Raw genomic sequence first — 23989 nt, 5'->3', positions numbered from 1 at the left:
TTCATATATGAAAGACTTGTCGAGAGAAGAAAAGGCCATCTTGGCCACGATCGTCTATTTTGACATTTTTTCATATCCGCTGACCGCTTTTGAAGTTTATAAATATTTGCTTTCGCCGCAAGGCGATCCGCTCGACGCCGAATTGTTTCAAATCAAACGATTGCTTGAAACCTCGGCGACTCTTCAAAAAAAAATACAAACCCGACAGGGTTTTTATTTTTTGCGCGGCAAAGAAAATTCGGTCTCTCTCAGGAAAACCAGATACAAAATAGCGGAAAAAAAATTCAAGAAAGCGCGAAAGCTTTTCTTTCTGTTATCAAAAATTCCGTTTATTCAAATGATCTGCGTCTGCAATACACTGGCATACAGCAATTCGCGCGAAGAAAGCGATATTGACTTGGCGATATTTTGCCGACCGAAAACATTATGGCTAACCAGGCTCTTGGCCGTCTCGGCCATGGAACTGCTCGGTCAAAGACCGACCGATGACGATTTCAAAAACAAAATCTGCATGAGTTTTTTTCTGTCCGAAGACAGCCTCTCACTCGAAAAATACCAATCGGAAAAAACGGACATCCATTTTATTTACTGGCAAGCGCAGTTTTATCCGATTTTCATCAGGAAAAACATCTGCTTTACTTTTCATAATCGTTGGGTGAAGAAATATTTGCCGAACCACCTGGCTTCGCCGATAAGCGACAGGAGAACCATCAAAACAACCGCCGAAAACAAAATCCGCTCCACTCTAAAAACGTCCCGCCATCGCTCGGCCATGGAAGCTGTCGCGAAAAAATACCAACTTAATATTTTACCTCCGAAATTGAAAGCCGCGGCCGATGAACCGACCACGGACGTAATTTTGCAAGACGACATCATCAAAATGCACTCAAACGATCGGAGGCTGGAATACAATCGTAAATTCAAACTCAGATACGAATCGATTTTAAAATATTATGAAGAAACTGCAAAAAATAATTGAATGGCTTTTTTACGCTTTTATTTTCCTGCTGCCTTGGCAGACGCGCTGGATTTTCGAACCGGGCGTTTGGCGCGGAGAATATTTAGAATATCAAACTCGGTCATTGTACGCCACGCAAATTCTTCTTTTCATTCTCATCGCCGCGTCATTGATTTATTTTTTCAAAAATGGCGGGTTAAATAAAATATCAAAAAAAATCAAGATCAAAAAAACCCTCATTGCCACTGTCATTGTCACGTTGGCCTTGGCAACCAATATTTATTTTTCTCAAAATCAAAGCTATTCATTTTATAAATTAACGATTTTAGGCTCGACTTTGGCTTTTTCTCTGCTCATAATTTATCTTCCCTTTAATAAAAAGAAATTTTGCTGGGCCGTTATCTCAGCCGGACTGATTCAAGGGGCATTGGCCATCAACCAGTTTTTCAATCAAACCGTTTCGGCCAATAAATGGCTGGGCATGGCCGCGCAGAATCCGCAGACGCTCGGCGTATCAGTGGTGGAAACTTCAGCGGGCCGTACGCTTCGAGCTTTCGGCGCGCTGCCTCATCCCAATATTTTAGCCGGATTTTTAGTCATTGTTTTACTGTTTGTCGTCTGGCAATATTTCGAAGAATCAGTAAAAAACAAAAAAAATATTTTACTGGCGTCCTTTATCACCATTTTCACGGCCTTGCTCGTTACCTTTTCCAGAGCGGCCTGGCTGGCCTTCGCGATATCTCTGATTTTCGCCCTGGTCATGCTGGCTAGAAAAAATGAATCATGGCTAAAGCATAAAACGTCAATCAATAAAATCACGGTCGCCCTGCTTTTCATCACCCTGGCTTTTTCCGTGGCCAAGTCGGATCTTGTAATGACCAGATTGAAAATCGACCAACGTTTGGAAATAAAATCGGTCAACGAAAGAATTTCCGGATATAACGACTCCTGGGAAATTTTCAAATCAAGCACTTGGTTCGGCGCCGGCCTCGGCGACTATACGGTTTCTTTGTCGAAAATTCACCCGGACTGGCGAGCTTTCGAACTTCAACCCGTTCATAACTCGTTGTTATTGGCGATCATCGAGCTGGGCGCCATAACTTTCGCCACGATTATCATATTAATCGCTCTGCCAATGAAAAAAACTTTTTCAAAAATAAAAAAACGCTTGGAGGAAACGGACATCGTTTTTCCTCTGGCCATGATTATCGCTCTGGGTGTTATCGGGCTTTTCGACCATTTCCTTTGGAGCTTATATTTCGGTAATTTACTGCTCGTTTTTTCAACTTTGCTCATAAAAGACACCTCTCAAGAAAAAGACACCCTTTAATTTAACTCAAAAAGCTTTAAAATAAAGACTTTTTTTATTTTCCGCGATATTTCAAGCTATTGACATTGGTGCTGATAAAGTTATAAGATTAAATAATCTTTTTTAACTGCTCCTAGATGTGCCGGATCCGCGTACGAGATAGTACAAAATACTAAATCTTGTAATCTCGTAATATCTTGTATATAAATCTTGTACATCTTGTAGCTTCAAAATATGTTGAAACCATTATCAGACAAACTCGTCATCAAACCGATCACCAAGGAAGAAACTGCTTCCGGCATCATCATTCCCGAAACGGTTGATAAAGAAAAGCCGGAAAAAGGAGAAGTGATTTCCGTGGGTCCGGGCAGATTACTCGATAACGGGCAGCGCGTGGCCATGGAAGTGAAAGTCGGCGATAAAGTGCTGTTTACCAAATACAGTCCTCAAGAAATAAAGGTTGACGGTCAGGAATTGCTTGTCTTGTCCGAATCGGACATTCTGGCTGTCATTGAATAAGTATTTGTCCAATTTGTAAATTCGTAACCATTGGTAACTAAATTTAATCATAATTATTCGTAACCACTATGGCTAAGCAAATCATATTCGACGAACAAGCGAGGCAAGCTTTGAAAAGAGGGGTCGATAAGCTGGCCAACGCGGTCAAAGTTACTTTGGGTCCTCAAGGCAGAAATGTCGTTTTGGACAAAGGTTTCGGATCTCCGATGATTTCCAATGACGGCGTGACCATTGCCAAAGAAATAGAATTAAAAGACAGGCTGGAAAACATGGGAGCGGAATTGGTGAAAGAAGTGGCCACCAAAACCAATGACGTGGCCGGCGACGGCACCACCACCGCCACTTTGCTGGCGCAAGCGATTATCACCGAAGGACTGAAGAACGTGGCCGCGGGCGCCAATCCCATGGAAATAAAAAAAGGCATTGATAAAGGCGTTAACGCCGTGGTCGCGGAATTGAAAAATATTTCAAAACCCGTGGGCGGACAATCGGAAATAGAACAAGTCGCTTCCATCTCGGCCAATGACCCGGAAATCGGCAAATTGATCGCCGAGGCCATGCACGAAGTGGGAAATGAAGGCGTTATCACCGTGGAAGAGTCGCAAAGCTTTGGCATTGAAAAAGGAGAACCCGTCATAGGCATGCAGTTCGACAACGGCTATATTTCTCCTTACATGATCACCAATCCGGAAAGAATGGAAAGCTCTTATGAAGACGCGTATATTTTAATCACGGATAAAAAAATCTCGAACGTGGAAGATATTGTGCCGATTTTGGAAAAATTGGCGCAGCAAGGCAAAAAAGAATTGGTCATCATCGCCGAAGACGTCACGGATCAAGCCATGGCCACGTTGGTTTTAAACACCATCAGCAAAAACTTCAAGTCATTGGCCATTAAAGCTCCGGGCTTTGGCGATAGAAGAAAAGAAATGCTCGCGGATATCGCCATTTTAACGGGCGGCAAAGTCATTTCCGAAGAAGTCGGATTGAAACTCGAAAGCATTGAAATCGAAATGCTCGGCCGAGCCAGAAAAGTCACCTCCGACAAGGAAACAACCACCATTGTCGAAGGACAAGGCGACAAAGCCCTGATCGAGCAACGAGTCAATTTGATCAAAAAACAAATCGAATCAACAACTTCTGAATTCGATAAAGAAAAACTGCAGGAAAGATTGGCCAAGCTGTCCGGCGGCGTCGCCGTTCTCAAAGTCGGCGCGGCCACTGAAACCGAACTCAAAGAAAAGAAGCTTCGAATCGAAGACGCCCTGGCGGCCACCAAAGCGGCCGTGGCCGAAGGCATTGTGCCCGGCGGCGGCGTGGCTTTGCTCCGCTGCAAAAAAGCCTTGGAAAACATGAGTTCGCAAGGAGATCAAAAAATCGGTTTAAACATTTTGAATAAAGCGCTGGAAGCTCCGATTAAACAAATCGCCGAGAACGCGGGCAAAGACGGCGCGGTCATCGTTGAAGAAGTCAAAAAGCGATCCGGCAATGAAGGCTATAACGCGGCCAAGGACATTTTCGAAGACTTGGTGGTCGCGGGCATCATTGATCCGACAAAAGTGACCCGCTTCGCTCTGCAAAACGCGGCGTCGATCGCTTCCATGATTTTAACCACCGAAGCCATTGTGGCCGACGAGCCTGACAGCGGAGAAGACAAGCACGGCCACGGCATGCCCGGTATGGGAGGCATGGGCATGGGCGGCATGATGTAATAAAAGTTAAATCAAAATATCAAAAACGGCCTTTGGGCCGTTTTTGTATTTCTGTGGACAACCGCTTGACAGTTTTTTAAATTACCTATACCATAGGTATAGGTAATAAATAATAATCGAATAAACTATGACCCCTCAAAAAGAAAAAGCTTTGATTAACTTCAAAAAAGCCAAAACTCACATTCAAAAAATCATCGACATGATAGAAAATGACAAATACTGCGTTGATATCATGCAACAAAACTTGGCCGTGATCGGACTTTTAAAATCCGCCCATCAGCTTTTGATGGAAGGCCACTTGGGATCGTGTTTCAAAGACGCCATGGCCGCCAAAAACACTTCAAAACAACAATCCATGATCACTGAAATCTTGCGCGTCAGCAAACTTTTAAATAAATAATTATGGAAAATTCACTTCGAATAAAAATCAAAGGCATGCATTGCTCGAGCTGCGCCATAAAAATAGAAACTGAATTAAAAAGTCTGGACGGTGTCAAAGAAGTGAGTGTGGACTTTTCAAAAAATTTCGCGCAGATAAAATTCGATGATTCTAAAATATCAAAAAGCTCCATTATAGAAAACATTGAAAAATTGGATTATCGAGCGCAAGAAGTTCTCATTGACAACGCCAAAGACGACTCGAGTAAAAAAATAAAAAAGCTGGCGTGGCCGCTGGCGCTGATTGTCGGACTTTTTCTGGCTTATCTGCTTATTTCAAAATTGGGGTTTTTCGAACTTTTGTCCCAACTGAACGAACCGCGCGTCAGTTACTGGCTCATTTTTGTCATCGGGCTTTTGGCCGGATTTCACTGCGTGGGCATGTGCGGCGGATTGGTGGTCACTTACAGCGCGGCCATGAACAAAGACGGCCGAGATCAGAAGACCAAGAGACTGGGACATTTAAGCTATAATATCGGCCGCCTGATTTCCTATTCGGTTATCGGCGGAATTTTGGGCGGTGTTGGTTCGTTTTTTGGCATCAATCCCACTTTTACGGGCATTGTCACCATTATCGCCGGACTATTGATGGTTGTCATGGGAATTTCGCTTTTTACCAATTTCAAAATTTTACAAAAAATTCAACTGCGAACGCCCGGGTTCATTGCCAAATATCTTTTCAGCCAAAAAAAATCCGAAAAACCCAAAGGGCCGTTTGTCATCGGACTTGTTAACGGCTTCATGCCTTGCGGGCCGCTCCAAGCCATGCAAATTTACGCCTTGGCTTCCGGCAGTTTTTGGCGCGGCGCCTTGTCCTTGGCGCTATTTGCGGCCGGCACCATTCCCATCATGTTCATTTTCGGAAATTTGATTTCAAAAATCAAAGGCTCTCAAATCGCCAAACTGATGAAATATTCCGGGTTGGTGGTTATAATGTTGGGAGTGATGATGTTCAATCGCGGCCTGACCAATTTCGGCGCGGGCTTTGGCGGGATTTTCCAACACAACTCCTCAAAAACCGAATATCTGGTGACCGGGGACGTCAAGGAATATCAAACCGTAAACATGGATCTGACCTACAGCGGATATTCACCCAATGTCTTGTATATCAAAAAAAATATCCCGGTCCGCTGGGTCATCAATGTAAAGCAAATCAGCGGATGCACAAATGAAATTCTCATGCCGGATTATAACATCAGAAAAAAACTGGCTTTGGGAGAAAACGTGATTGAATTTACGCCCCAAAAAACCGGAGAAATCAAATTCAGTTGCTCAATGCAAATGGTCTGGGGCAAATTCATTATCACCGATCAAGATTCGACGAAAATCGATCAAAACTTATATCAAAAAAATGTAACCCCTGCCGGTGACTCCTGTTCGGCTGAAAGTGAAAGCTGCAACAGCCTCATCGGCGCTCAATAATCATATGAATAATCATCAAAGGATTTCTTTTTCAATCTCCGGCATGCATTGTCAAAGCTGCGCGATCAACATTGAACAATCATTAAAGAAGGTCGACGGTATTCATGATGCCTCCGTTAACTATGCCACGGAAAAAGCGACCGTTGGATTTGACCCGGAAAAAATAAACGTGGAAAAAATAAAAAACGAAATCAAGAAACAAGGCTATCTGGCCAGAGAATCGGAATACTTAAAAGCCGGGCATGAACACGAACATGGCGGCAAAAAACTAAAAATAAGATTTTTATGGTCGCTGATCTTATCATTGCCCATCATAATTTTTTCAATGGGGCCAATGATCGGTTTGCCTATTTTCAAATTGCCGTCAAACGCAAATTTCTTGATTCAATTCGCGCTTTCTTCGGCCGTGATTTTAATAAATTTTTCAATCTGGAAATTCGGCGCGAAAAATTTATTCAAATTAAAGCCCAACATGGATTCGCTCATATTCCTCGGCACTGCCGCCGCTTATTTTTACAGCGTCACCGCCTTGGCGCTGAAATTTTTGGCTATCGGCAACCTGCCGTTTCATTTATATTTTGAAAGCTCCGTTTTCATTCTGACATTCATCACTCTCGGCGAGTATCTGGAGACAAAAACCAAAGGCAAAGCCGGCGAAGCGGTCAAAAGCTTGATCGGATTGACCGCCAAAGAAGCCACTTTGATTAAAGCCGGACAAGAACAAAAAGTATTGATCGAGCAAATCCAAAAAGGCGACATTATGTTGGTTAAACCGGGCGAAAAAATTCCCACGGACGGCTTGATCATTGAAGGCCGATCCAGCGTGGATGAAAAAGCCATTACCGGCGAGAGTATTCCGGTAGGAAAGAATGAGGGGGACTCCGTAATAGGCGCCACCATCAATGTTTCCGGCTTATTGAAAATAAAAGCCACCAAAGTCGGCAATGAAACCATGTTGGCGCAAATAATCAAAATAGTCGAAGACGCGCTTTCTTCCAAAGCGCCGATTCAGCTTTTGGCCGACAAAGTCTCGCTTTATTTCGTGCCGACCGTTTTGGGCATCGCTTTACTGTCTTTTCTCTCTTGGATGATTTTCAGAAATGATTTGATTTTGTCTCTGACGACCTTTATTTCCGTGCTGATCATCGCTTGCCCGTGCGCGCTGGGGCTGGCCACGCCGACCGCGGTCATGATGGGCTCGGGCTTGGCTTCAAAGCGCGGAATTTTAATCAAAACATCGAAAGCTCTGGAAATCGCCAGAAAAATAAACACGGTTGTCTTTGATAAAACCGGCACCCTGACTCGAGGAGAACCCAAAGTGGTTGATATAGCGCCATTGATCGGCGATGAGAATGAATTATTGACGCTCGCCGCCTCAGTAGAAAAAAATTCCACTCACCCGCTGGCTCAAGCTGTGACGCGCGCGGCCAAAGAAAAAAATTTAACGCTGAATCAATTTTCAGAATTTAATGAAATTGCAGGCAAAGGCGTTCTCGCGACCGTGAACGATAAAAAAATACTGATTGGCACTCGTAATTTAATGAAAGAAAACGAAATTGATATTTCAGGAGCGAATGAAAAAATGAAACGACTGGAAAATGATGGACGGACCGCGATCTTGATCTCCGAAAATAAATCGATAATCGGAATTATCGCCATCGCCGACACGGTCAAACCCGAAGCCAAAGAAGCGATTGAGAATTTGAAAAAAAGAAAAATAAAAATCGCCATGATAACGGGCGATAATCGGCAAGTCGCGGAGGCGATCGCCAAGCAACTGGGCATTGATGAAGTTTTGGCGGAAATTCTGCCTCAAGACAAGGCGGCCGAGGTTAAGAAACTGCAATCAGCGGGCAATATAGTGGCCATGGTTGGTGACGGCATCAATGACGCGCCCGCGCTGGCGCAAGCGGATCTTGGCATTGCCATCGGCTCCGGCACTGACGTGGCGCTCGAAACCGGAGAAATCGTTTTGGTCAAAAATGACTTGAATGACGTGGTCAATGCGATTGATATCAGCAAATACACTTTGAGAAAAATAAAGCAAAATTTGTTTTGGGCGTTTTTCTACAACGCGATCGGCATTCCCATCGCCGCCGGAATTTTATTTCCCCTGACCGGCTGGCTGCTCAATCCGGCCATTGCCGCGCTGGCCATGGCTTTTTCCTCGGTGAGCGTGGTGACAAATTCTTTATCAATGAAATTTTATCGCAAATAACGTGACAAGTTCAAAATAAAAACGGCCTTTCGGCCGTTTTTTTTATAGCGTATTATTCCAAGCTCATTTGTAACTATTCGTAATAAAAACATTTAAACTAAAACCAAGCTTGGCCGCTGTGATGCGATTATTCGTAACTATACGTTGAAGCGAAACACGCACACATCTCCATCCTTAACTTCATACACCTTGCCTTCCAGCCTAAGCAAACCCTTTTCTTTGGCCGCGGCTTCCGAACCGGCATCAAGCAATTCTTGCCAATTGATGACTTCGGCCGCGATAAAGCCTCTTTCAAAATCAGTATGAATTTTCCCGGCCGCTTGCGGAGCCAATGTCCCTTTCGTAATGGTCCAAGCTCTGGTTTCATCCGGCCCGGTGGTAAGAAAAGTGATCAAATTCAATAATTCATAAGCGGCCACGATAATTTTATCAAGGCCGGTATTCGCCTCGCCGATTTCCTTAAGATATAAATCAACTTCTTCCGACGGCATGTCAGCCAAATCCGCTTCGAGCTGAGCGCAAATTTTAATGACCGTTTCATCTTTGAATTCAGGAATTTCAATATCTTTTTTCAAATCATCTTCATCGACGTTGAGCACTATCAAATACGGCTTGGCCGTCAATAAATCAAGGTGGCTGATACTCTCGGCCTCTTTTTCGGATAAGCCCTGTTTATTGATCGGTATTCCTTCCTCCAAAGCCATTTTTATTTTTTGCAATGTCTCGAGAGTCGCCCGCTCGTCTTTTCCCTGATTTTGTTTGGTGCTTTTCAAGCTTTTTTCAACCGTGCGGATGTGCTTGTCTATGGTGGCCAAATCCGCAAAAACCAATTCAATCTTAATCACTTCAAAATCCGAAACCGGATCGACTTTGCCTTCGACATGGATGATGTCGCCTTTTGTAAAATGCCTGACCACATGGCAAATGGCGTCAGCCTCTCTGATATTGGCCAAAAACTGGTTGCCCAGTCCCTCGCCCTTATGCGCGCCCTTGACCAAGCCGGCAATATCGACAAAATTAATGGTGGTCGCGATTGTTTTTTCCGATTTTGAAAATATCGTCAATTTATCCAAACGCTCGTCCGGCACTTTGACGCAACCCACGTTGGGCTCGATCGTGCAAAAAGGATAATTGGCAATGTCGATTTGTTTTTTTGTTAAGGCTTTAAACAAAGTAGATTTGCCGACGTTTGGCAAACCTACAATACCTATGGAGAAAGACATTTTTTTATTATTAGTGTCTTAATTACGGAGTCGGAACTTCCACTTTCGGAGAAACCTTGATTTTGCCGATCATCGCTTCGAAATCAGTCAAAAAATCAAAGTATTTGGCGTTGAACAAATCATTGACGCGATACACCGCTTTATAATCGCCGTTGTCTGATAAAATCATTACCGTGGGAATAACGATGTCATTCGCCTGCTCTATGAAATACACCAATTTACCGCCTTCAAAATCCTGCTTGTCCAAAACGTCTTTTCCTTCAAATGATTTAACCTTGTCTTCCAGCGACATTTCCTGACCGAAATTGTAGGGAATTATTTGCAGACTTCTGATAAAAGAAGATTGACCGATAGGCTCGAATACCATTTCCCGCATCGCTTCGGCCTTGGCCGCGCCTTCAGCGGGCTTGGAACTTTCGGGATCGGCCGTCTGCGACATTTGCCAAGTCTTCGGATAGACCAGTTCCATTTTCCATTCCTCATCTTTATATAACTGCCAATCTTTGGTTTCCACTGAATCAGGCAGTTTTCTCTTGCTGATCGATTCGGCGAACAAATACTCATTGCTCTTTCTGGCGCTCTCTTCCAAGTCTTGCGTCTTAACATTCAAATCACTGACTTTTTGCTCCAAAGTATTGATGGTGTTTTTTAAAACCCTGGTCTGGCCTTCGATCGCTTTCTTTTCCTCACTGGCTTTGCTGATTGAATTTTGAGCATACACAAATAATCCGACAACAGCGATAAACAGTATGCCGGCCGCCACCCAACCCGGTATGGAAGAATTTTTTCTGGATTCTTTTTTCGCGACTACGACCGGTTTTTCCGCGGACTTCGAAGCGCTTTCGGCCGCTACCGCTTTGACTTCTTTTTTCTTAGGCATATTTTCTCGTTATTTCTAATAACCGAGGTTTTATAGTCTCTATATTTTAATTTGTTCTCCAATAATTGTCAAATTCGCAAAAAACGGCTATCATGATAGCAAGAGTTCATCTTTTCCTCACAAAAAATAAATATTAATCTGCCAAAAATATGGCCAATGGAGCTCAATCAATTGAAGATTTGCTCAAGGATCCGTCAGTATTGGGATCATCGTCATCAGCTTCCCAAAAGGACGATGGTACAGACGAGGCGCAAGCCAAATTTCAACAAAAAATGAAAACCATCCGCGGCAAGGAAAAAAAAGAAGAAGTGGAAAAACAAGCCATGTCAGCAGGCATCCAGTTCATTGATTTAATGAATTTTCCGATCAGCACGGAAGCTCTGTCCATTATTCCCGAAGAACAAGCGCTGGAACGGCAAGCGCTCGTGTTTTTGGAAATCGGCAATGAGATCAGACTGGCTTCACCCCGTCCGCAAGATGAAAAAGTCAAAGAAATGTCTTTTCAAATAGCTGAAAGGCGAAAAGCCAACGTTGAAATATATCAATCCACTCAAGAAGGCTTTGACGCGGCCATGGAAATGTACAAACGCATTCCAAAGATCAAACCCTCCGCCAAGGGAGTGGAAATATCAGCTGAAGAATTAAACAAATTTTCAAAAGGCTTTACGGATTTCACTCAATTGCAAAAAGTTATTGAACAAACCAATGCCACGGAAATGGTCGCCTTGATCGTGGCCGCCGCCCTGCAAGCCGGCACTTCGGATATTCACGTCGAAGCCGAAGAAAAGCAAATCAAAGTCAGATACCGCCTTGATGGTATATTGCATGATGTCGCCTTACTGAAAAAGGAAGATTGGCCGAAAGTCATTTCCAGATTGAAACTCTTGGCCAAAGTAAAACTCAATATTACCAATCAACCTCAAGACGGGCGGTTTCGCATTGATACCGAAGATGAAAAAATAGATGTTCGCGCTTCATTTTTGCCCGTGCAATATGGTGAGAGCGTAGTGATGAGATTGCTCCGCACGAGCGCCACCAGTCTGAATTTTGATGATTTGGGCGTGCGAGGCCAGGCCTATGAAAAATTAAAAATCGAAGTGGCGCGTCCCAATGGTATGATTATCACCACCGGTCCGACCGGTTCGGGTAAAACCACCACGCTTTACGCAATTTTGAATAAACTGAATAAACAAGACGTAAAAATAGCCACCTTGGAAGATCCGATCGAATATCAATTGGAAGGAATCAACCAAAGTCAGGTGGATTCATCCAAGGGCTACAATTTTGCCAAGGGCTTAAGATCATTAATGAGGCAAGATCCTGACATTATCATGATCGGCGAAATCAGAGATTTGGAAACGTCGGATATCGCCATCAACGCGGCCTTAACCGGCCATCTACTTTTATCAACCATTCACACCAATAGCGCGGCCGGCGCCATTCCCAGGTTTTTGGCGCTCGGCTCCAAAGGATTTTTGCTGGCGCCGGCATTGAACGCCATTATCGGCCAACGCTTAACCAGAAAAATCTGCGAGGCCTGCAAAGAAGAATACGAGCCTGACGCAAAAACTCTGGATAAAGTTAAAAAAATATTGGAAGCTATACCCGACTCCAATCCGGAAAAGCCGAAGGATTTAAACAAATTGAAATTTTATCGAGGCAAGGGGTGCCCGGAGTGCAACAACATGAAATATAAAGGCAGGCTCGGCATTTATGAAATATTAATCATGAATCCCGATATCGAAAAATTGATTTTGGAAGAAAAAGCCTCCGAATATTCCATTCAAGAACTCGGCGTCAAACAAGGCATGATCACCATGGTTCAAGACGGCTTGCTCAAAGCCGCGGATGGAATCACTTCGATCGAAGAAGTGTTTAGAGTCAGCGATTAAAACAATTCAAATCAATAATAAAACCGCTCTGAGAGCGGTTTTATTATTGACATATTTTATGAAATAGGATAGAATAAATTTTCCCCCAACAAGGAGACCGCCCATGCAACCCAATCAGTCGCTTCGAGACTTCTTGTTGACAGAAGAAATGCGACTGCCTCTCATCAAGGTATTCACGGCATTTCTGACCACCCGAAAAAACAGCCTGCTCGGCAAACCCAACGAGAACGCCCAAAAAATCTACGAAGAGCGACTTGAAGCATTGCTGGCCGCGTGCAAGCGACAAAAATTTCCTTGCGAGTTGTCCGCGTTCAGCGCATTGGTAAGGGAACTTTGCTTCGAAGAACTGCGAAAAAAACTCTAATCAAGAAGGAGCACCTCCTTCTTTTTATAATTTCGCTTCGCTGCGAAAGTCCAATTCCCTCATCAAATCATAAGCCCAGCGAGACACCGAATATCGATCCTTCAAATTAACTGACAACGGCAAAAAAGTATTCTCGGTCAAATCGATTCTTTCAACCTCAATGTAATCTCTGTTCGCGTCCTCTTCTTGCGCAATGAATTCATCCAGCTTCGCTTCCGGCAATTTAGCGAAATGCTGATAAATATATCTGTTGGCAATAATCAATGAACTGATTAAAGCATTGTGCGCGGCGCTTCTTCTTTCGTCCGATGAGATTATCGCTTTCATATCCACTTGGCCGATGAATTTCACCTTCTTTTCCTGCGAAAGAACTATCTCAATGTATTTAATGGCCAATGAAAGAGCGTTATCCAATAATTCCTTGGCTCGTTTCTTTTGTTCCTTTAATTGTTTTTCAGCCTCTTTATCTCCTTCATCTTCACTCAGGTTAACCTTGTCTATTTCATCAATGACATTTTTTAATTTATCGTAATTTTGCGTTTCCTCTGTTTCCTTTTTACCGCTGGTTTCGACATATTCCAAAAATCTCAGCCATTTTTCGTATTCCTCTGATCCCGGCTCGTGCAAAACCCCTGTTTCCGGATCGAAGCCTCCTTCTTTTTGATTGTGCCAATAACTCAAATCAATATTTTGCGGTTTTTCTTTCATAATAATTTTTTTAATTTTTATCAATGGTTATAACTCGTTCATTTTCCTTAATTTCAATATTAATTTCAATCGCTCCGCGCATCAGCGTCTTTACTTTTTCTCCCCATTCGATAAATGACACCGTGTCGTCTCGATACAAACATTCATCCAGCCCGGACGCCTCGAATTCTTTCACGCAACCGAGCCTGTAAGCGTCAATATGACAAACGTTTTTAATTTTATTTCTGGACGCTTTGTAAATTTGCATCAATATAAAAGTCGGGCTGGTCACTTGCTCCTTAACTCCCAAAGCCTTGGCCGCGGCCTGAACGAAAAAAGTCTTGCCCGCGCCCAGATCTCCGGATAATAAAATCACTTCCCCGCCTTTCAAAGTTTTGGCGAAGTCCCCGGCAATTTTTTTGGTTTGAGCTTCGGTTTTAACGGCATAAATATTTTCCATATTTTTAAATCAATCTCCATCGTGGCTCCGCAACCAAATCAAACGGATCAACAAAATTTTTATTTTTATAATGAAAATACGCGGCCGCGCCGATCATGGCCGCGTTGTCAGTGGTGAATTCAAAAGGCGGAATAAAAACGCTCAAGCCCTTGATGTCTTGGCCGGCTCGCTTGAGCGTTGCTCTCAATTTTTTGTTGGCGGAAACGCCACCGCCCAAAATAAAACTTTTGGCTTTTAATTTTTCCGCGGCGCTCATTGATTTTTCCACCAAAACTTCAATCACCGCGTCTTGAAATTCCGCGGCCAAGTCAGCCTTGTCTTTTTTAGTCCAAGTTTTTCTGGATTTATACAAATAAAGAGCCGCTGTTTTCAAACCGGAAAAGCTAAAGTCAAAATCGCCGGAATCAATCATCGGCCTAGGCAGTTTGAATCGGCCGGTTTTTCCATTTTCCGCCAATTTGGAAATCAGCGGGCCTCCCGGATAACCAAGTCCCATGATTTTCGCGACCTTATCAAAGGCTTCTCCGGCCGCGTCGTCTCTGGTTTGGCCGATTGTTTCGTACCCGCCCCAGCTTTTTATATAAATCAAAGAAGTATGGCCGCCGGACGCGATCAAGCAAACCGCGGGCATGGCAACTTTTTTATTTTCAAAAAGACCGGCCGCGATATGGCCTTCCAAATGATTGACCGATATCAGCGGCTTTTGCCAGACATAAGCCAAAGCTTTGGCCGTTTCCACGCCCACTCGAAGAGACGGCGCCAAGCCCGGTCCCGACACCACGGCCAAAGCTTTCAATTCGGCAATTTTCGTTTTTGAGGAACTCAACGCTTCATCGATCACCGGAATTATTTTTCCAATATGAAGACGACCGGCGACTTCCGGAATAACGCCGCCGTATTTGGCGTGAGTTTTTATTTGAGATGAAACCGTATTGGACAAAGCCGCGAATTTGCCGTTTTTTATTTCAACGACTGAAGCCGCGGTCTCATCGCAGGAGGTTTCAATGGCTAATATCTTCATAAATTGGATTTACGAGATTACAGATTGGTGTACAGATTGTACGAGATCGGGTTAATCTGTATAATCTCGTATGCAAATCTCGTAATCTTGTAATCTCACTTATTAATTATTTTCGCATAATCCAAGCCAAAAGTAAATCACAAAAATAAAATCCGAGAGAAAGGTCCCTCGGATCTTGACGCCAGAGCCGGAGTCGGCCTTGGCGAATGATACTACTCCTTCGGAGGCAGCTTGCGCGCGGCCGGGACTACCTCATTGCCCCGGCGATAGCAGGGCTGCCAGCCCTGCTTCGACATTTTAATTTCCTCGATTTTTTCCTTGATCAAGGCCGACATCGCTGTCGCCCTGTTCGGGAACGGGAGCTCCTGTGTCAGCCACAAGAGCCACACCGTGGTTTGCGTATCGAAACGCATGGTGTGCTCGTGCAACTGCATCTGGCCGGCCTGTTGCATGGTCGGCGGCTCGTCTCCCTTCTGGTTCGACTTCCCAGTGCCGGAGACGACTCGAAGCTGCGGAGGCACACCCCCGCCTTTTCCTTTTTTTCCGCGCATGGCTTTCCTCCTTTTGACTGACGACGTTATGTCGACTGTTCATTATATCACAATTATTATATTTGTCAAGCATAAAGGCAAATTTGTATAAAACATTTAAAATCAAAAAACCGCCATATTTCAGACGGTTTTTTTATAATCAATTATTTGACTTCTTGTCCTTGTCCTTGTCCTTGTCCTTGTCCTTGCTCTTCTTCCCTTTTCCCATTAACCGCTTCCCAGATTCCCTTTCTGATCTGTTTCATCAGTTTTGGATTTTCTTTCAAATATTTCTTGGCCGTTTCCCTGCCCACGCCCAATTTTTCCTCGCCATGACTGTATGAATTACCGGATTTTGAAATGACATTATAAGTCAAACCGGTATCCAGCATATCACCTGACAAGGAAATGCCTTCATTGTACATGATGTCAAACTCAGTGGTTCGAAAAGGCGCGGCCACTTTATTTTTCACGACTTTTACTTTAACTCTATTGCCGATGATTTGTTCGCCCTGCTTGATTTGAGCTGAACGCCGAACTTCGATTCTAACCGAAGAATAAAATTTCAAAGCGTTGCCTCCGGTGGTAGTTTCGGGATTGCCGAAAAACACGCCGATTTTGTGCCTGATTTGATTGATGAAAATCACGATCGTTTTACTTTTGGAAATAATACCCGCCAATTTTCTCAAGGCTTGGCTCATCAATCTGGCTTGCAATCCCATGTGATGATCGCCCATGTCGCCTTCTATTTCCGCCTTTGGCGTCAAAGCGGCCACGGAATCCACGACAATAATGTCTATCGCGTTGGAACGAACCAATGTCTCCACGATTTCCAGCGCCTGCTCGCCCGTATCGGGTTGAGAAATAAGCATTTCATTGATATTGATGCCTATTTTTTTCGCGTAATCCGGATCGAGCGCGTGCTCGGCGTCCACAAATGCCGCGATACCCCCGATTTTTTGAACTTCGGCGATTATATGCTGGGACAAGGTTGTTTTGCCAGACATTTCAGGGCCAAACACCTCAATGATTCTCCCTCTGGGCACGCCTCCCACTCCCAAGGCTATGTCTAGGGATAAACATCCGGTTGAAACGGTTTCCACGTTCATGGATTTCGCTTCTCCCAAAAGCATGATTGAACCGTCTCCGAATTTTTCTTTAATCTGACTGATCGCTTGCTCGGCCGCCTGATTTTTTTCTTTTATTTCCGTGTCCTTCATATGAATTTAAAAAAATCTTAAGCATGGAAAAGATTTTTATTTATTACAAGAAACAACCCTCCTGATTTATTTTTGAGACACACTGCCGGTTTCCTCCAATATAATTTGCAAATATTGCACGTTTTCCTTACTGTGCTTTTTCCTTGCTGTTATTTTAATGACATTTAAACCTTTTTGCAAATCTACCTTATTTGAAAACCGTCCATCATGGTCGCTGATGATTTCCTGACCGTTCATGGTTAAAAAAGCTTCCTTCTCGGACTCTCCCTTTATCCATAATTGACGCGAAACGGTTATCAAACTGTCTTGCGGCTCCATGATCACCAAATGCGGGGGCGTAAAAATTCTATTGACGCTCCAACCGATGTATATCAACAAGGCCGCCACGACCACAACGGAGAAAGAGTATTTCAAAAAAACCGGAGAAAGAAAAAAATTCACAACCTTTCTTACTTTTCCTATTTTTTTATCCCTAATCTCTTTGCATTGTTTTTTTGTTTTGTAATATAAAATTTTTTCCTGAACGTAAGTTTCAATCGCCGTTTCCGGATTCAGATCCAAAAAAACAGCGTATTTTTTTAAAAAATTACATGTATAAATATCCGCCGGCAATTTTTCATAATTATCGCTTTCAAGCGCGATTAAATATTTCAAATTAATGGCTGTCTCTTTGGAGATCGATTCCAAACTCAATCCGTAATTCAAACGATGCTCCTGCAATTTCTCGCCCAGAGTTTTAATAGCGTTGATCTTTTTGTTGTTGAAACTGACCATCATAGAACACTTTGAAACATTAGACTATTCTTCATTTTCTTCATCATCTTCCGTCGGCGCCGCTTCATGAGCGTCTCCTTGGGACATTTTGTCGAGTGACATCAATACTTCGCGCGGCCGAGCTCCGTCAGCCGGGCCGACCACGCCATTGTCTTCCAGCAAATCAATCAAACGAGCCGCTCTGGCATAACCCACGCGTAGCCGGCGTTGAAGCAAGGAGGCGGAGGCTTTGCCCGCGCGAGCGACTATTTCCACGGCGTCATCATATAATTCATCGCTATCACCATCGTCATTATTATAATCAAAACTGGTATGAACTCCTTTGTTTTTTTCCGTAACGGACTCGTTATATTCCGGGTCGCCGCTGGCTTCTTTAAGAAAATCAACCACTCTCTTTATTTCGTCATCTCCGACAAAGGCTCCTTGGATCCTGCGCGGCTTGCTCAGCTCCGCGGTTTGAAAAAGCATGTCGCCTTTGCCCAGCAACTTCTCGGCTCCGGACGAATCAAGTATGGTTCGAGAATCGGTCTGCGAAGCCACGCTAAAAGCGATTCTGGCAGGAATATTGGCTTTGATCAAACCGGTAATGACATCGACCGACGGCCTTTGCGTGGCCACGATCAAATGAATGCCGATGGCTCTGGCCATTTGCGTCAACCTGATGATTGACGATTCGATTTCCGACGAGGCGGAAATCATCAAATCCGCCAATTCATCTATCACAATAAGCAAATACGGCAATTTTTCTTCCGGGTTGCTTTGGTTATAACCTTCGATATTTCGCTTATTGCTCTTGGCGAGCATCTCATATCTTCTATCCATTTCCGAAATGGCCCAACGCAGTGAATTCACGGTCTTGGTGACATCCGTTATAACCGGGGATAATAAATGAGGGATGCCGTTATATACGGGGAACTCCACTCTCTTGGGATCGACCAAGATCATGCGCAAATCATCCGGATTATTTTGATAAAGCAAACTGATAATCATGGTGTTCAAACAAACGCTTTTGCCCGAGCCGGTCGCGCCGGCCACCAGCAAATGAGGCATTTTTTCCAAAGGATAAACCCAAGTCTTGCCCGAAACGTCTTTGCCCAAAGTCAGGGCCAAATTGGATTTTCTCGTTTTAAATTCCGGAGCTTCCAGTAATTCACGCAAACATACGGTGGCCGCTTGCTTATTGGGGACTTCAATACCCACCAGCGACTTGCCAGGTATCGGAGCCTCGATTCTCAGCGGATGGGCGGCCAGCGCCAAAGCCAAATCATTATTCAAAGCGGTAATGCGTGATAATTTCACTCCTTCCGCCGGCTTGAACGTGTACTGAGTAACGGTCGGTCCGATGCTTACTCCTTCCATTTGCACGTCAATACCGAAATTCTCCAAAGTTTTTTGTATTTTTTCCATGCCGACCTTAGTGTCGCCGCTGGTCGGCTTGCTCGTTTTTTTATTCAATAATGTCAGGGGCAAATCAATCTTAATTCCTTTGTTGGGAAATTGAACGGCGGTTTCCTCGGACTCGTTTAATTCCTTTGCCACCTTCTTTTCATCCTGTTCTTCATTTTCAATAGAAGACTCCTGCGTCGCTTTTTCAACCGTCTCCGTTTCCGATTCTTCTTCAGATGATTCATCTTCTTTTCGAGCGAATAACACTCCGAACGGGCGCTTTAAAAACGCCAATCGAGAATTTCCGAAAACAAGATTTTTTATGGAAGTATTGAACATTAAAAGCAAGCTGATCAAAAGCAATGCCAATAAAATTACAATCGTCGCGATTTTTCCCATCACAAATTGCAACGGGTAACTTAAAACCAATCCCAGGAATCCGCCGCCAAGGCCGCTGGCCGACATTTCGAGCGCCTCACTCGCGGCATAGGAAATATGTAAAAGCGCGTTAAAGCTCAAAACAAAAAATAAAAAGCCAACATATTTGGCTTTGGTTATTTGATATCGCTCATCTCGAAACAGAAGATAAGCGTAGATGATCATTAAAATGGGAAAGGCGTATTTGGTCCAACCGATGAATATGCTTAAAGCGGAATCAATAAAAATCCCTATTCTGCCCGCCATTTGCAACAGGCTCAAAAAGGAAAGCACGCCAACGGCGAATATAAAAACCACCACTATCCCCTTTTTTGCCTCGGGGCTAAGTTCTTTTTCGCGAACGGGCTCTTCTTTTATTTTTTTTCTTTTTCTTCTGGCCATGGGAAATATTTTATCGTCTTTTGTATTCTAACACATTTTGTTTAACTGATAAAGATTAAAAAAACCTTCAAGCGAGTAGATAAGCTGGACCTCCTAAAAGATATGAGGAGAGAGAAATTGATACCTATCTACTCACTTGAAAGTTTTTGAAAGAATAACGCCTTTTCCATGTATTACCGACTAAAGGCGGGCTCTTGGTTAACAAAAAGATATAGAGGTAATTGTGGTCCAAGGCCAATATTGATAAATTCTGCCCTCCACTCTCTCCCCTATATCTTTTTATTAACCACGCGAAATGATATTGATTATATATCATAGCATATATATCACAACCTGTCAACGGAGCCCAGAAACCGTCTTTACCGATCTGTCCCATATTCAACAGCATTTCAGCCAAATATTAGCGATTGTTAGTAAATTGTGGATAATTTGTGCTAAAATAAGACACTTCCACACAACCAGAACTTTGACTGATTGACAATAATTTTTTAAAATGTAATAATCACAAGTTGAAAACGCTATTGAATATTTATCCGCAATTTTCATCGCCCAGCAAAGCTATCGGGCGCCGGCAATCTGTAGCAACAATTAGACCTAAACCAAGCCTGTCCTAATAGAATTAATTATTCGCAATTTCTAGGCAAAGGCAAGTTAATTAGAAGCAACGATTTGTAACAAAACAGTTAAACCTAAACCTAGCTTGTCCTAAATAGAATTAACTATTTGTAATTTATGAATTTGATACCAACAGTCATTGAAAAAACCAATTTCGGCGAAAGAGCTTATGATATTTATTCAAGATTGCTCAAAGAACGCATAATTTTTTTGGGTTCAACCATTGACGATAATGTAGCCAACACCGTAATCGCTCAATTATTGTTCCTGGAAAGCGAAGATCCCAAAAAAGATATCAAATTATATATCAATAGTCCCGGCGGTTCTGTCACTGCCGGCATGGCGATTTATGACACCATGCAGTACATAAAACCCGATGTATCCACTATTTGCATCGGCCTGGCCGCCAGCATGGGGGCCGTGCTTTTGGCTGCCGGAGCCAAAGACAAAAGATTTTCTCTGCCCAATTCCGAAATACTGATTCATCAAGTCATGGGCGGCGCCGAGGGCCAAGCTTCCGACATTAAAATCAGAGCGGAACGGATATTAAAAATCAAAGATCGTCTAAACGAGATTTTATCGAAGCACACGGGGCAACCCGTAGCAACGGTTGAAAAAGACTCTGATAGAGACAATTTTATGAGCCCGCAAGAAGCGAAAGATTACGGATTAATCGATAAGATATTCTAGCCATTGACAATCCTTTTCAAATAGGCTATACTATTATGTCGGCCCAAAAGCGTCCTCAAACGGACAGACACGACAAGCATGGGGTTTTTATTTATGGTCAAATCAGGCTTCGGCTAGATTCGACCAGGATAAAAATTTCTTGTCTGTCCGTTTGAGGACGTTTTAAATATAAAACGCGCCTTATGGCGCGTCTTTTTTTATCAATTAATTTTCAGGGGTCACCGGGGCATCACTGGAACTTTCTTCTACCGGAGCTTCGCTGGGCCCGACCAAGCACACCGCCTGCCATGGCCGATAAGTACTGGACCAAGTTTCATTGATTGCGTCCCCCGAAGCAGGGGTGATGATTCTGTAGAAAACCGCGTCCGCTCCATTGTGCGCCCGCTCCGTGCATTTTCTCACTCCGGGAGCCAGATCCGGGGATTCGATTTCCTTGGTCGGACCGGGATAGGTAATATTAAAAATTTTAGGCTCAGTGACTTCCACTGTTCTGCCATCGAACGTGCCCCAAAATTCATAGGTCAAAGTATCTCCGGAAATTGCGGTTTGAATTAAAATATACTGTCCCGTGTCATTGATGAATTTCAGATCAGGACTGGGATCGTAAATGGTGGCGTCTGTTCCGGCCGGCTCGTAATATGAAACTCTGTATGAATGCGGTTTTCTTTCCGTAACCGGCAAACCGGTGTCAATCGCCGCGCGAAACATAGTTGTGGCCACTTGGCACAAACCGCCGCCAAATTCCGGCACGGTCTTATTGCCTCGAATCACCAGCTCGGGCAAATAACCGGTGCTGCCGTCGATTCTGCCGAGATTTTTCACCAAAGAAAATTCTTCGCCCGGCTTTATCAATATTCCATGCAATGAATTCGAACCGATTTTAATGTTATATCTTCTGTTTGCCGGACTGCCGCTGAAATTGGATGTGCCCGATCCGATCAATTCTCTGATGCCCATGTCCGCGATGTTTTCCGTATTCACATCAGGCAATTTTTCTTCAACCGCCAATTTTATTTCATTTTCTCCGGACTTGAAAAACAGATTGATTAATCCATCGAATGTTTGATCAATATTTATCTCTCTGCCGTTTTTGCTCAATTGAAACTCGGTCACTTTGCCGTCCGCCAATTCAAATCTGGCGTTCTTTGGCGCGATATTAATTTCCTTGATTATGGGCTGAAGAAATTCCTCAAATTTCGTTTTATCGAAAGTCAAAATCACTTCGTTTTTATCAGCTTTGTCCAAGGCCAACCAAGAGACGTAATCATACCAGGACGCCGTCCATTTTTGATCTTCAAAAACAAAGTTTATCTCGTCATTGTCCGCCACCAACTCCGTTGTTTTTTGCGCAATGCCGCCGGCATCGGCCGCTTTGATGGCCGGAGATTGCTTTTCCAGTTTCATCGAAATGTCGCTATTGTCCAATCTCGTTATTTTATCCGCCAGCATGTCCGCGTACTTTTCGTAATCAAAACCCACGCCTTCTTTTTCGGGAATTATTTTCACTTCCATTTCTTTATTGACTTTCGACTTCACGGACACCTCGATTTCAGCCGATCTGGCATTGTCCTCGAATTCTCCGAAAGCCTCTTTGAGCTGATCGATTAAATAATCGCGGTTCAAAGAAAACGACAAGTCTATCCTTTTCCCGAAAATCAAACCGAACAATTGATCCTTCAAATCAATCAACACATTGCCCGAACGTCCGACTCCAAAGGCGTCCTGCGCCGTTTTTTCAAAATCAGGCGCGGCCATTTGCGCCTCCACGCCCAAAAGCACCTCATAGTCGTTTAATGTTTTTTCTCGTTTATCGCCGTAAACAAAAACAAAGCCCTGATCGTACTTATCATTGAATTCCTTGCTCATCGCCAGTTTGGCCAAATCAATGGTGGCTTTGGATAATTCCGTTTCACCGACCCACACTCTATCATATATCTTGCCCTCATGGGATTTTTGATAAGTAAAAACGAACGCAAAAGCCAAGGCGCCAAACAAAAAAACGCCGGCCGCCACGAAAAACAACCGACCCGGATTTTTAAAATTCTTTTTTTCTTTCTCTTCCTTTGCCATGACAATTAATTATCCGAAATTATTTCGTTCAATATTTTTTTAGCCAATTCGCTTTTGTCCTCGGCTTCTTTTTCATCAACTGAAAAATCAAGCCAAAACACTTGCCCTTCCTTTAATTTTTCTTCAAACAAATCACTGTCGATTATCAATTGTTTTTTTGTGTCCGTTAAAAAAACAGCTTTGCCCTCCTCGATTCTATCAAGATAAATTTTCACTTTCATAAATTTCATTATTCTTCGTCCAAAACTTTAAGTTTGATTTTTCGCTCGGGATTGGCTTTGGGCAACACTATTTTCAAAACGCCGTTTTTTATGGTCGCGCCTATTTCATCCGCCTTTATTTCCACGGGCAAAATTATCGAGCGCGAAAATTTTCCCCAATAGCATTCTTTATAAAAATAATCATGTTCTCCGATTTCCTCATTCGTTTTTCGCTCTCCGCGAATGGTGAGTATATCATTATGAAGCGAAATATCAAGCTTGTCCGAATCAAGACCGCCAATCGCGGCCAGAATGACGATTTCATTGTCTTTCTGATAAACGTCTATGGCCAATTGTCCGTCTTCTTCCCTTTGCAAATCTTCAGCTCCTTTTTCGGAGGAATACAAATTCTCCGGCCATTCATGTTCGACCGAATTTTTTTTGTAATTTTTCAAAAACACATTCTGATTTTCCGCCAAAAAATTTTCAAGAAAATCAAACGGTTGATTGTTTTTATCCGACATATGCAACTTAATTATAAAACAAAAATCTTCCCTCGGCAAGAATTTTGTTATTATTTTC

At 43.4% G+C, this 23989-nt stretch carries 22 protein-coding genes; 10 read left to right on the top strand and 12 right to left on the bottom strand.

The genetic code is table 11. The features are described 5' to 3' along the window. Positions 1-7: 7 nt before the first annotated feature. The 7 genes from VMX18_04225 to VMX18_04195 all read left to right on the top strand — a co-directional run bounded on the left by VMX18_04225 (position 8) and on the right by VMX18_04195 (position 8576). Entirely contained in the window at positions 8-979 is a 972-nt protein-coding gene (locus VMX18_04225) for a hypothetical protein (protein HUT22567.1), read from the top strand. Beyond that, positions 954-2288: an O-antigen ligase family protein gene (locus VMX18_04220; protein ID HUT22566.1), complete on the top strand. Its 1335-nt coding sequence runs from the start codon at positions 954-956 to the stop codon at positions 2286-2288. The genes VMX18_04225 and VMX18_04220 overlap by 26 nt, the downstream gene beginning before the upstream one ends. A gap of 213 nt (positions 2289-2501) precedes the next feature. Beyond that, positions 2502-2786, top strand: coding sequence for a co-chaperone GroES (locus VMX18_04215; protein ID HUT22565.1), 285 nt, complete (start codon positions 2502-2504; stop codon positions 2784-2786). A 68-nt stretch (positions 2787-2854) separates the two neighbouring features. Next, positions 2855-4498: a chaperonin GroEL gene (gene groL / locus VMX18_04210; GenBank protein HUT22564.1), complete on the top strand. Its 1644-nt coding sequence runs from the start codon at positions 2855-2857 to the stop codon at positions 4496-4498. 127 nt (positions 4499-4625) lie between these two features. Beyond that, positions 4626-4898 (top strand): metal-sensing transcriptional repressor, encoded by a 273-nt coding sequence (locus tag VMX18_04205; protein HUT22563.1) that lies wholly within the window; start codon positions 4626-4628, stop codon positions 4896-4898. Positions 4899-4900: 2 nt separating this feature from the next. Further along, positions 4901-6358 (top strand): sulfite exporter TauE/SafE family protein, encoded by a 1458-nt coding sequence (locus tag VMX18_04200; GenBank protein HUT22562.1) that lies wholly within the window; start codon positions 4901-4903, stop codon positions 6356-6358. A 4-nt stretch (positions 6359-6362) separates the two neighbouring features. After that, positions 6363-8576 carry a heavy metal translocating P-type ATPase gene (locus tag VMX18_04195; GenBank protein ID HUT22561.1) on the top strand — a complete coding sequence of 738 codons (2214 nt, stop codon included), beginning with the start codon at positions 6363-6365 and terminating at the stop codon, positions 8574-8576. Positions 8577-8713: 137 nt separating this feature from the next. Here VMX18_04195 and ychF read toward each other — a convergent pair whose 3' ends face one another. Continuing rightward, positions 8714-9799, bottom strand: a complete 1086-nt coding sequence (gene ychF, locus VMX18_04190) for a redox-regulated ATPase YchF (GenBank protein HUT22560.1) — start codon at positions 9797-9799, stop codon at positions 8714-8716. A gap of 22 nt (positions 9800-9821) precedes the next feature. Then, on the bottom strand, positions 9822-10679 hold the full coding sequence (locus VMX18_04185) for a hypothetical protein (GenBank protein HUT22559.1): 858 nt from the start codon (positions 10677-10679) through the stop codon (positions 9822-9824). Between the two features lie 149 nt (positions 10680-10828). Here VMX18_04185 and VMX18_04180 point away from each other — a divergent pair, with 149 nt between their 5' ends. Both VMX18_04180 and VMX18_04175 read left to right on the top strand, forming a co-directional pair. Further along, the gene (locus VMX18_04180) at positions 10829-12571 is read left to right on the top strand and encodes a GspE/PulE family protein (GenBank protein HUT22558.1); all 1743 of its coding nucleotides are present in this window, start codon (positions 10829-10831) and stop codon (positions 12569-12571) included. 103 nt (positions 12572-12674) lie between these two features. Continuing rightward, complete coding sequence (locus tag VMX18_04175; protein HUT22557.1) at positions 12675-12935, top strand: hypothetical protein; 261 nt, start codon at positions 12675-12677, stop codon at positions 12933-12935. 24 nt (positions 12936-12959) lie between these two features. Here VMX18_04175 and VMX18_04170 read toward each other — a convergent pair whose 3' ends face one another. The 7 genes from VMX18_04170 to VMX18_04140 all read right to left on the bottom strand — a co-directional run bounded on the left by VMX18_04170 (position 12960) and on the right by VMX18_04140 (position 19832). Then, complete coding sequence (locus VMX18_04170) at positions 12960-13643, bottom strand: DUF3232 domain-containing protein (GenBank protein ID HUT22556.1); 684 nt, start codon at positions 13641-13643, stop codon at positions 12960-12962. Positions 13644-13653: 10 nt separating this feature from the next. Next, positions 13654-14082, bottom strand: coding sequence for a tRNA (adenosine(37)-N6)-threonylcarbamoyltransferase complex ATPase subunit type 1 TsaE (gene tsaE / locus VMX18_04165; GenBank protein HUT22555.1), 429 nt, complete (start codon positions 14080-14082; stop codon positions 13654-13656). 4 nt (positions 14083-14086) lie between these two features. After that, positions 14087-15103, bottom strand: coding sequence for a tRNA (adenosine(37)-N6)-threonylcarbamoyltransferase complex transferase subunit TsaD (gene tsaD, locus VMX18_04160; GenBank protein HUT22554.1), 1017 nt, complete (start codon positions 15101-15103; stop codon positions 14087-14089). A gap of 212 nt (positions 15104-15315) precedes the next feature. Then, the gene (locus tag VMX18_04155; protein ID HUT22553.1) at positions 15316-15654 is read right to left on the bottom strand and encodes a hypothetical protein; all 339 of its coding nucleotides are present in this window, start codon (positions 15652-15654) and stop codon (positions 15316-15318) included. A gap of 143 nt (positions 15655-15797) precedes the next feature. Beyond that, on the bottom strand, positions 15798-16838 hold the full coding sequence (gene recA, locus VMX18_04150) for a recombinase RecA (GenBank protein ID HUT22552.1): 1041 nt from the start codon (positions 16836-16838) through the stop codon (positions 15798-15800). A gap of 81 nt (positions 16839-16919) precedes the next feature. After that, the gene (locus VMX18_04145; GenBank protein HUT22551.1) at positions 16920-17630 is read right to left on the bottom strand and encodes a helix-turn-helix domain-containing protein; all 711 of its coding nucleotides are present in this window, start codon (positions 17628-17630) and stop codon (positions 16920-16922) included. A gap of 21 nt (positions 17631-17651) precedes the next feature. After that, complete coding sequence (locus VMX18_04140; protein HUT22550.1) at positions 17652-19832, bottom strand: DNA translocase FtsK; 2181 nt, start codon at positions 19830-19832, stop codon at positions 17652-17654. Positions 19833-20564: 732 nt separating this feature from the next. Here VMX18_04140 and clpP point away from each other — a divergent pair. Then, entirely contained in the window at positions 20565-21137 is a 573-nt protein-coding gene (gene clpP, locus VMX18_04135; GenBank protein HUT22549.1) for an ATP-dependent Clp endopeptidase proteolytic subunit ClpP, read from the top strand. Between the two features lie 204 nt (positions 21138-21341). Here the strand turns inward: clpP and VMX18_04130 are convergent, their stop codons facing one another. The 3 genes from VMX18_04130 to VMX18_04120 are packed head-to-tail and all read right to left on the bottom strand — an operon-like array spanning position 21342 to position 23931. Further along, positions 21342-23207 carry a VanW family protein gene (locus VMX18_04130; GenBank protein ID HUT22548.1) on the bottom strand — a complete coding sequence of 622 codons (1866 nt, stop codon included), beginning with the start codon at positions 23205-23207 and terminating at the stop codon, positions 21342-21344. Between the two features lie 5 nt (positions 23208-23212). Then, positions 23213-23428, bottom strand: coding sequence for a DUF3006 family protein (locus VMX18_04125; protein HUT22547.1), 216 nt, complete (start codon positions 23426-23428; stop codon positions 23213-23215). An 8-nt stretch (positions 23429-23436) separates the two neighbouring features. Then, positions 23437-23931 (bottom strand): Hsp20/alpha crystallin family protein, encoded by a 495-nt coding sequence (locus VMX18_04120; GenBank protein ID HUT22546.1) that lies wholly within the window; start codon positions 23929-23931, stop codon positions 23437-23439. Positions 23932-23989 lie beyond the last annotated feature (58 nt).

Source organism: Candidatus Bipolaricaulota bacterium (genome assembly GCA_035528115.1).
Classification (GTDB): domain Bacteria; phylum Patescibacteriota; class Patescibacteriia; order UBA11705; family DATKZF01; genus DATKZF01.
Note: the sequence above shows the minus strand (reverse complement) of the source record. Positions and strands in the feature narration are given on the sequence as shown.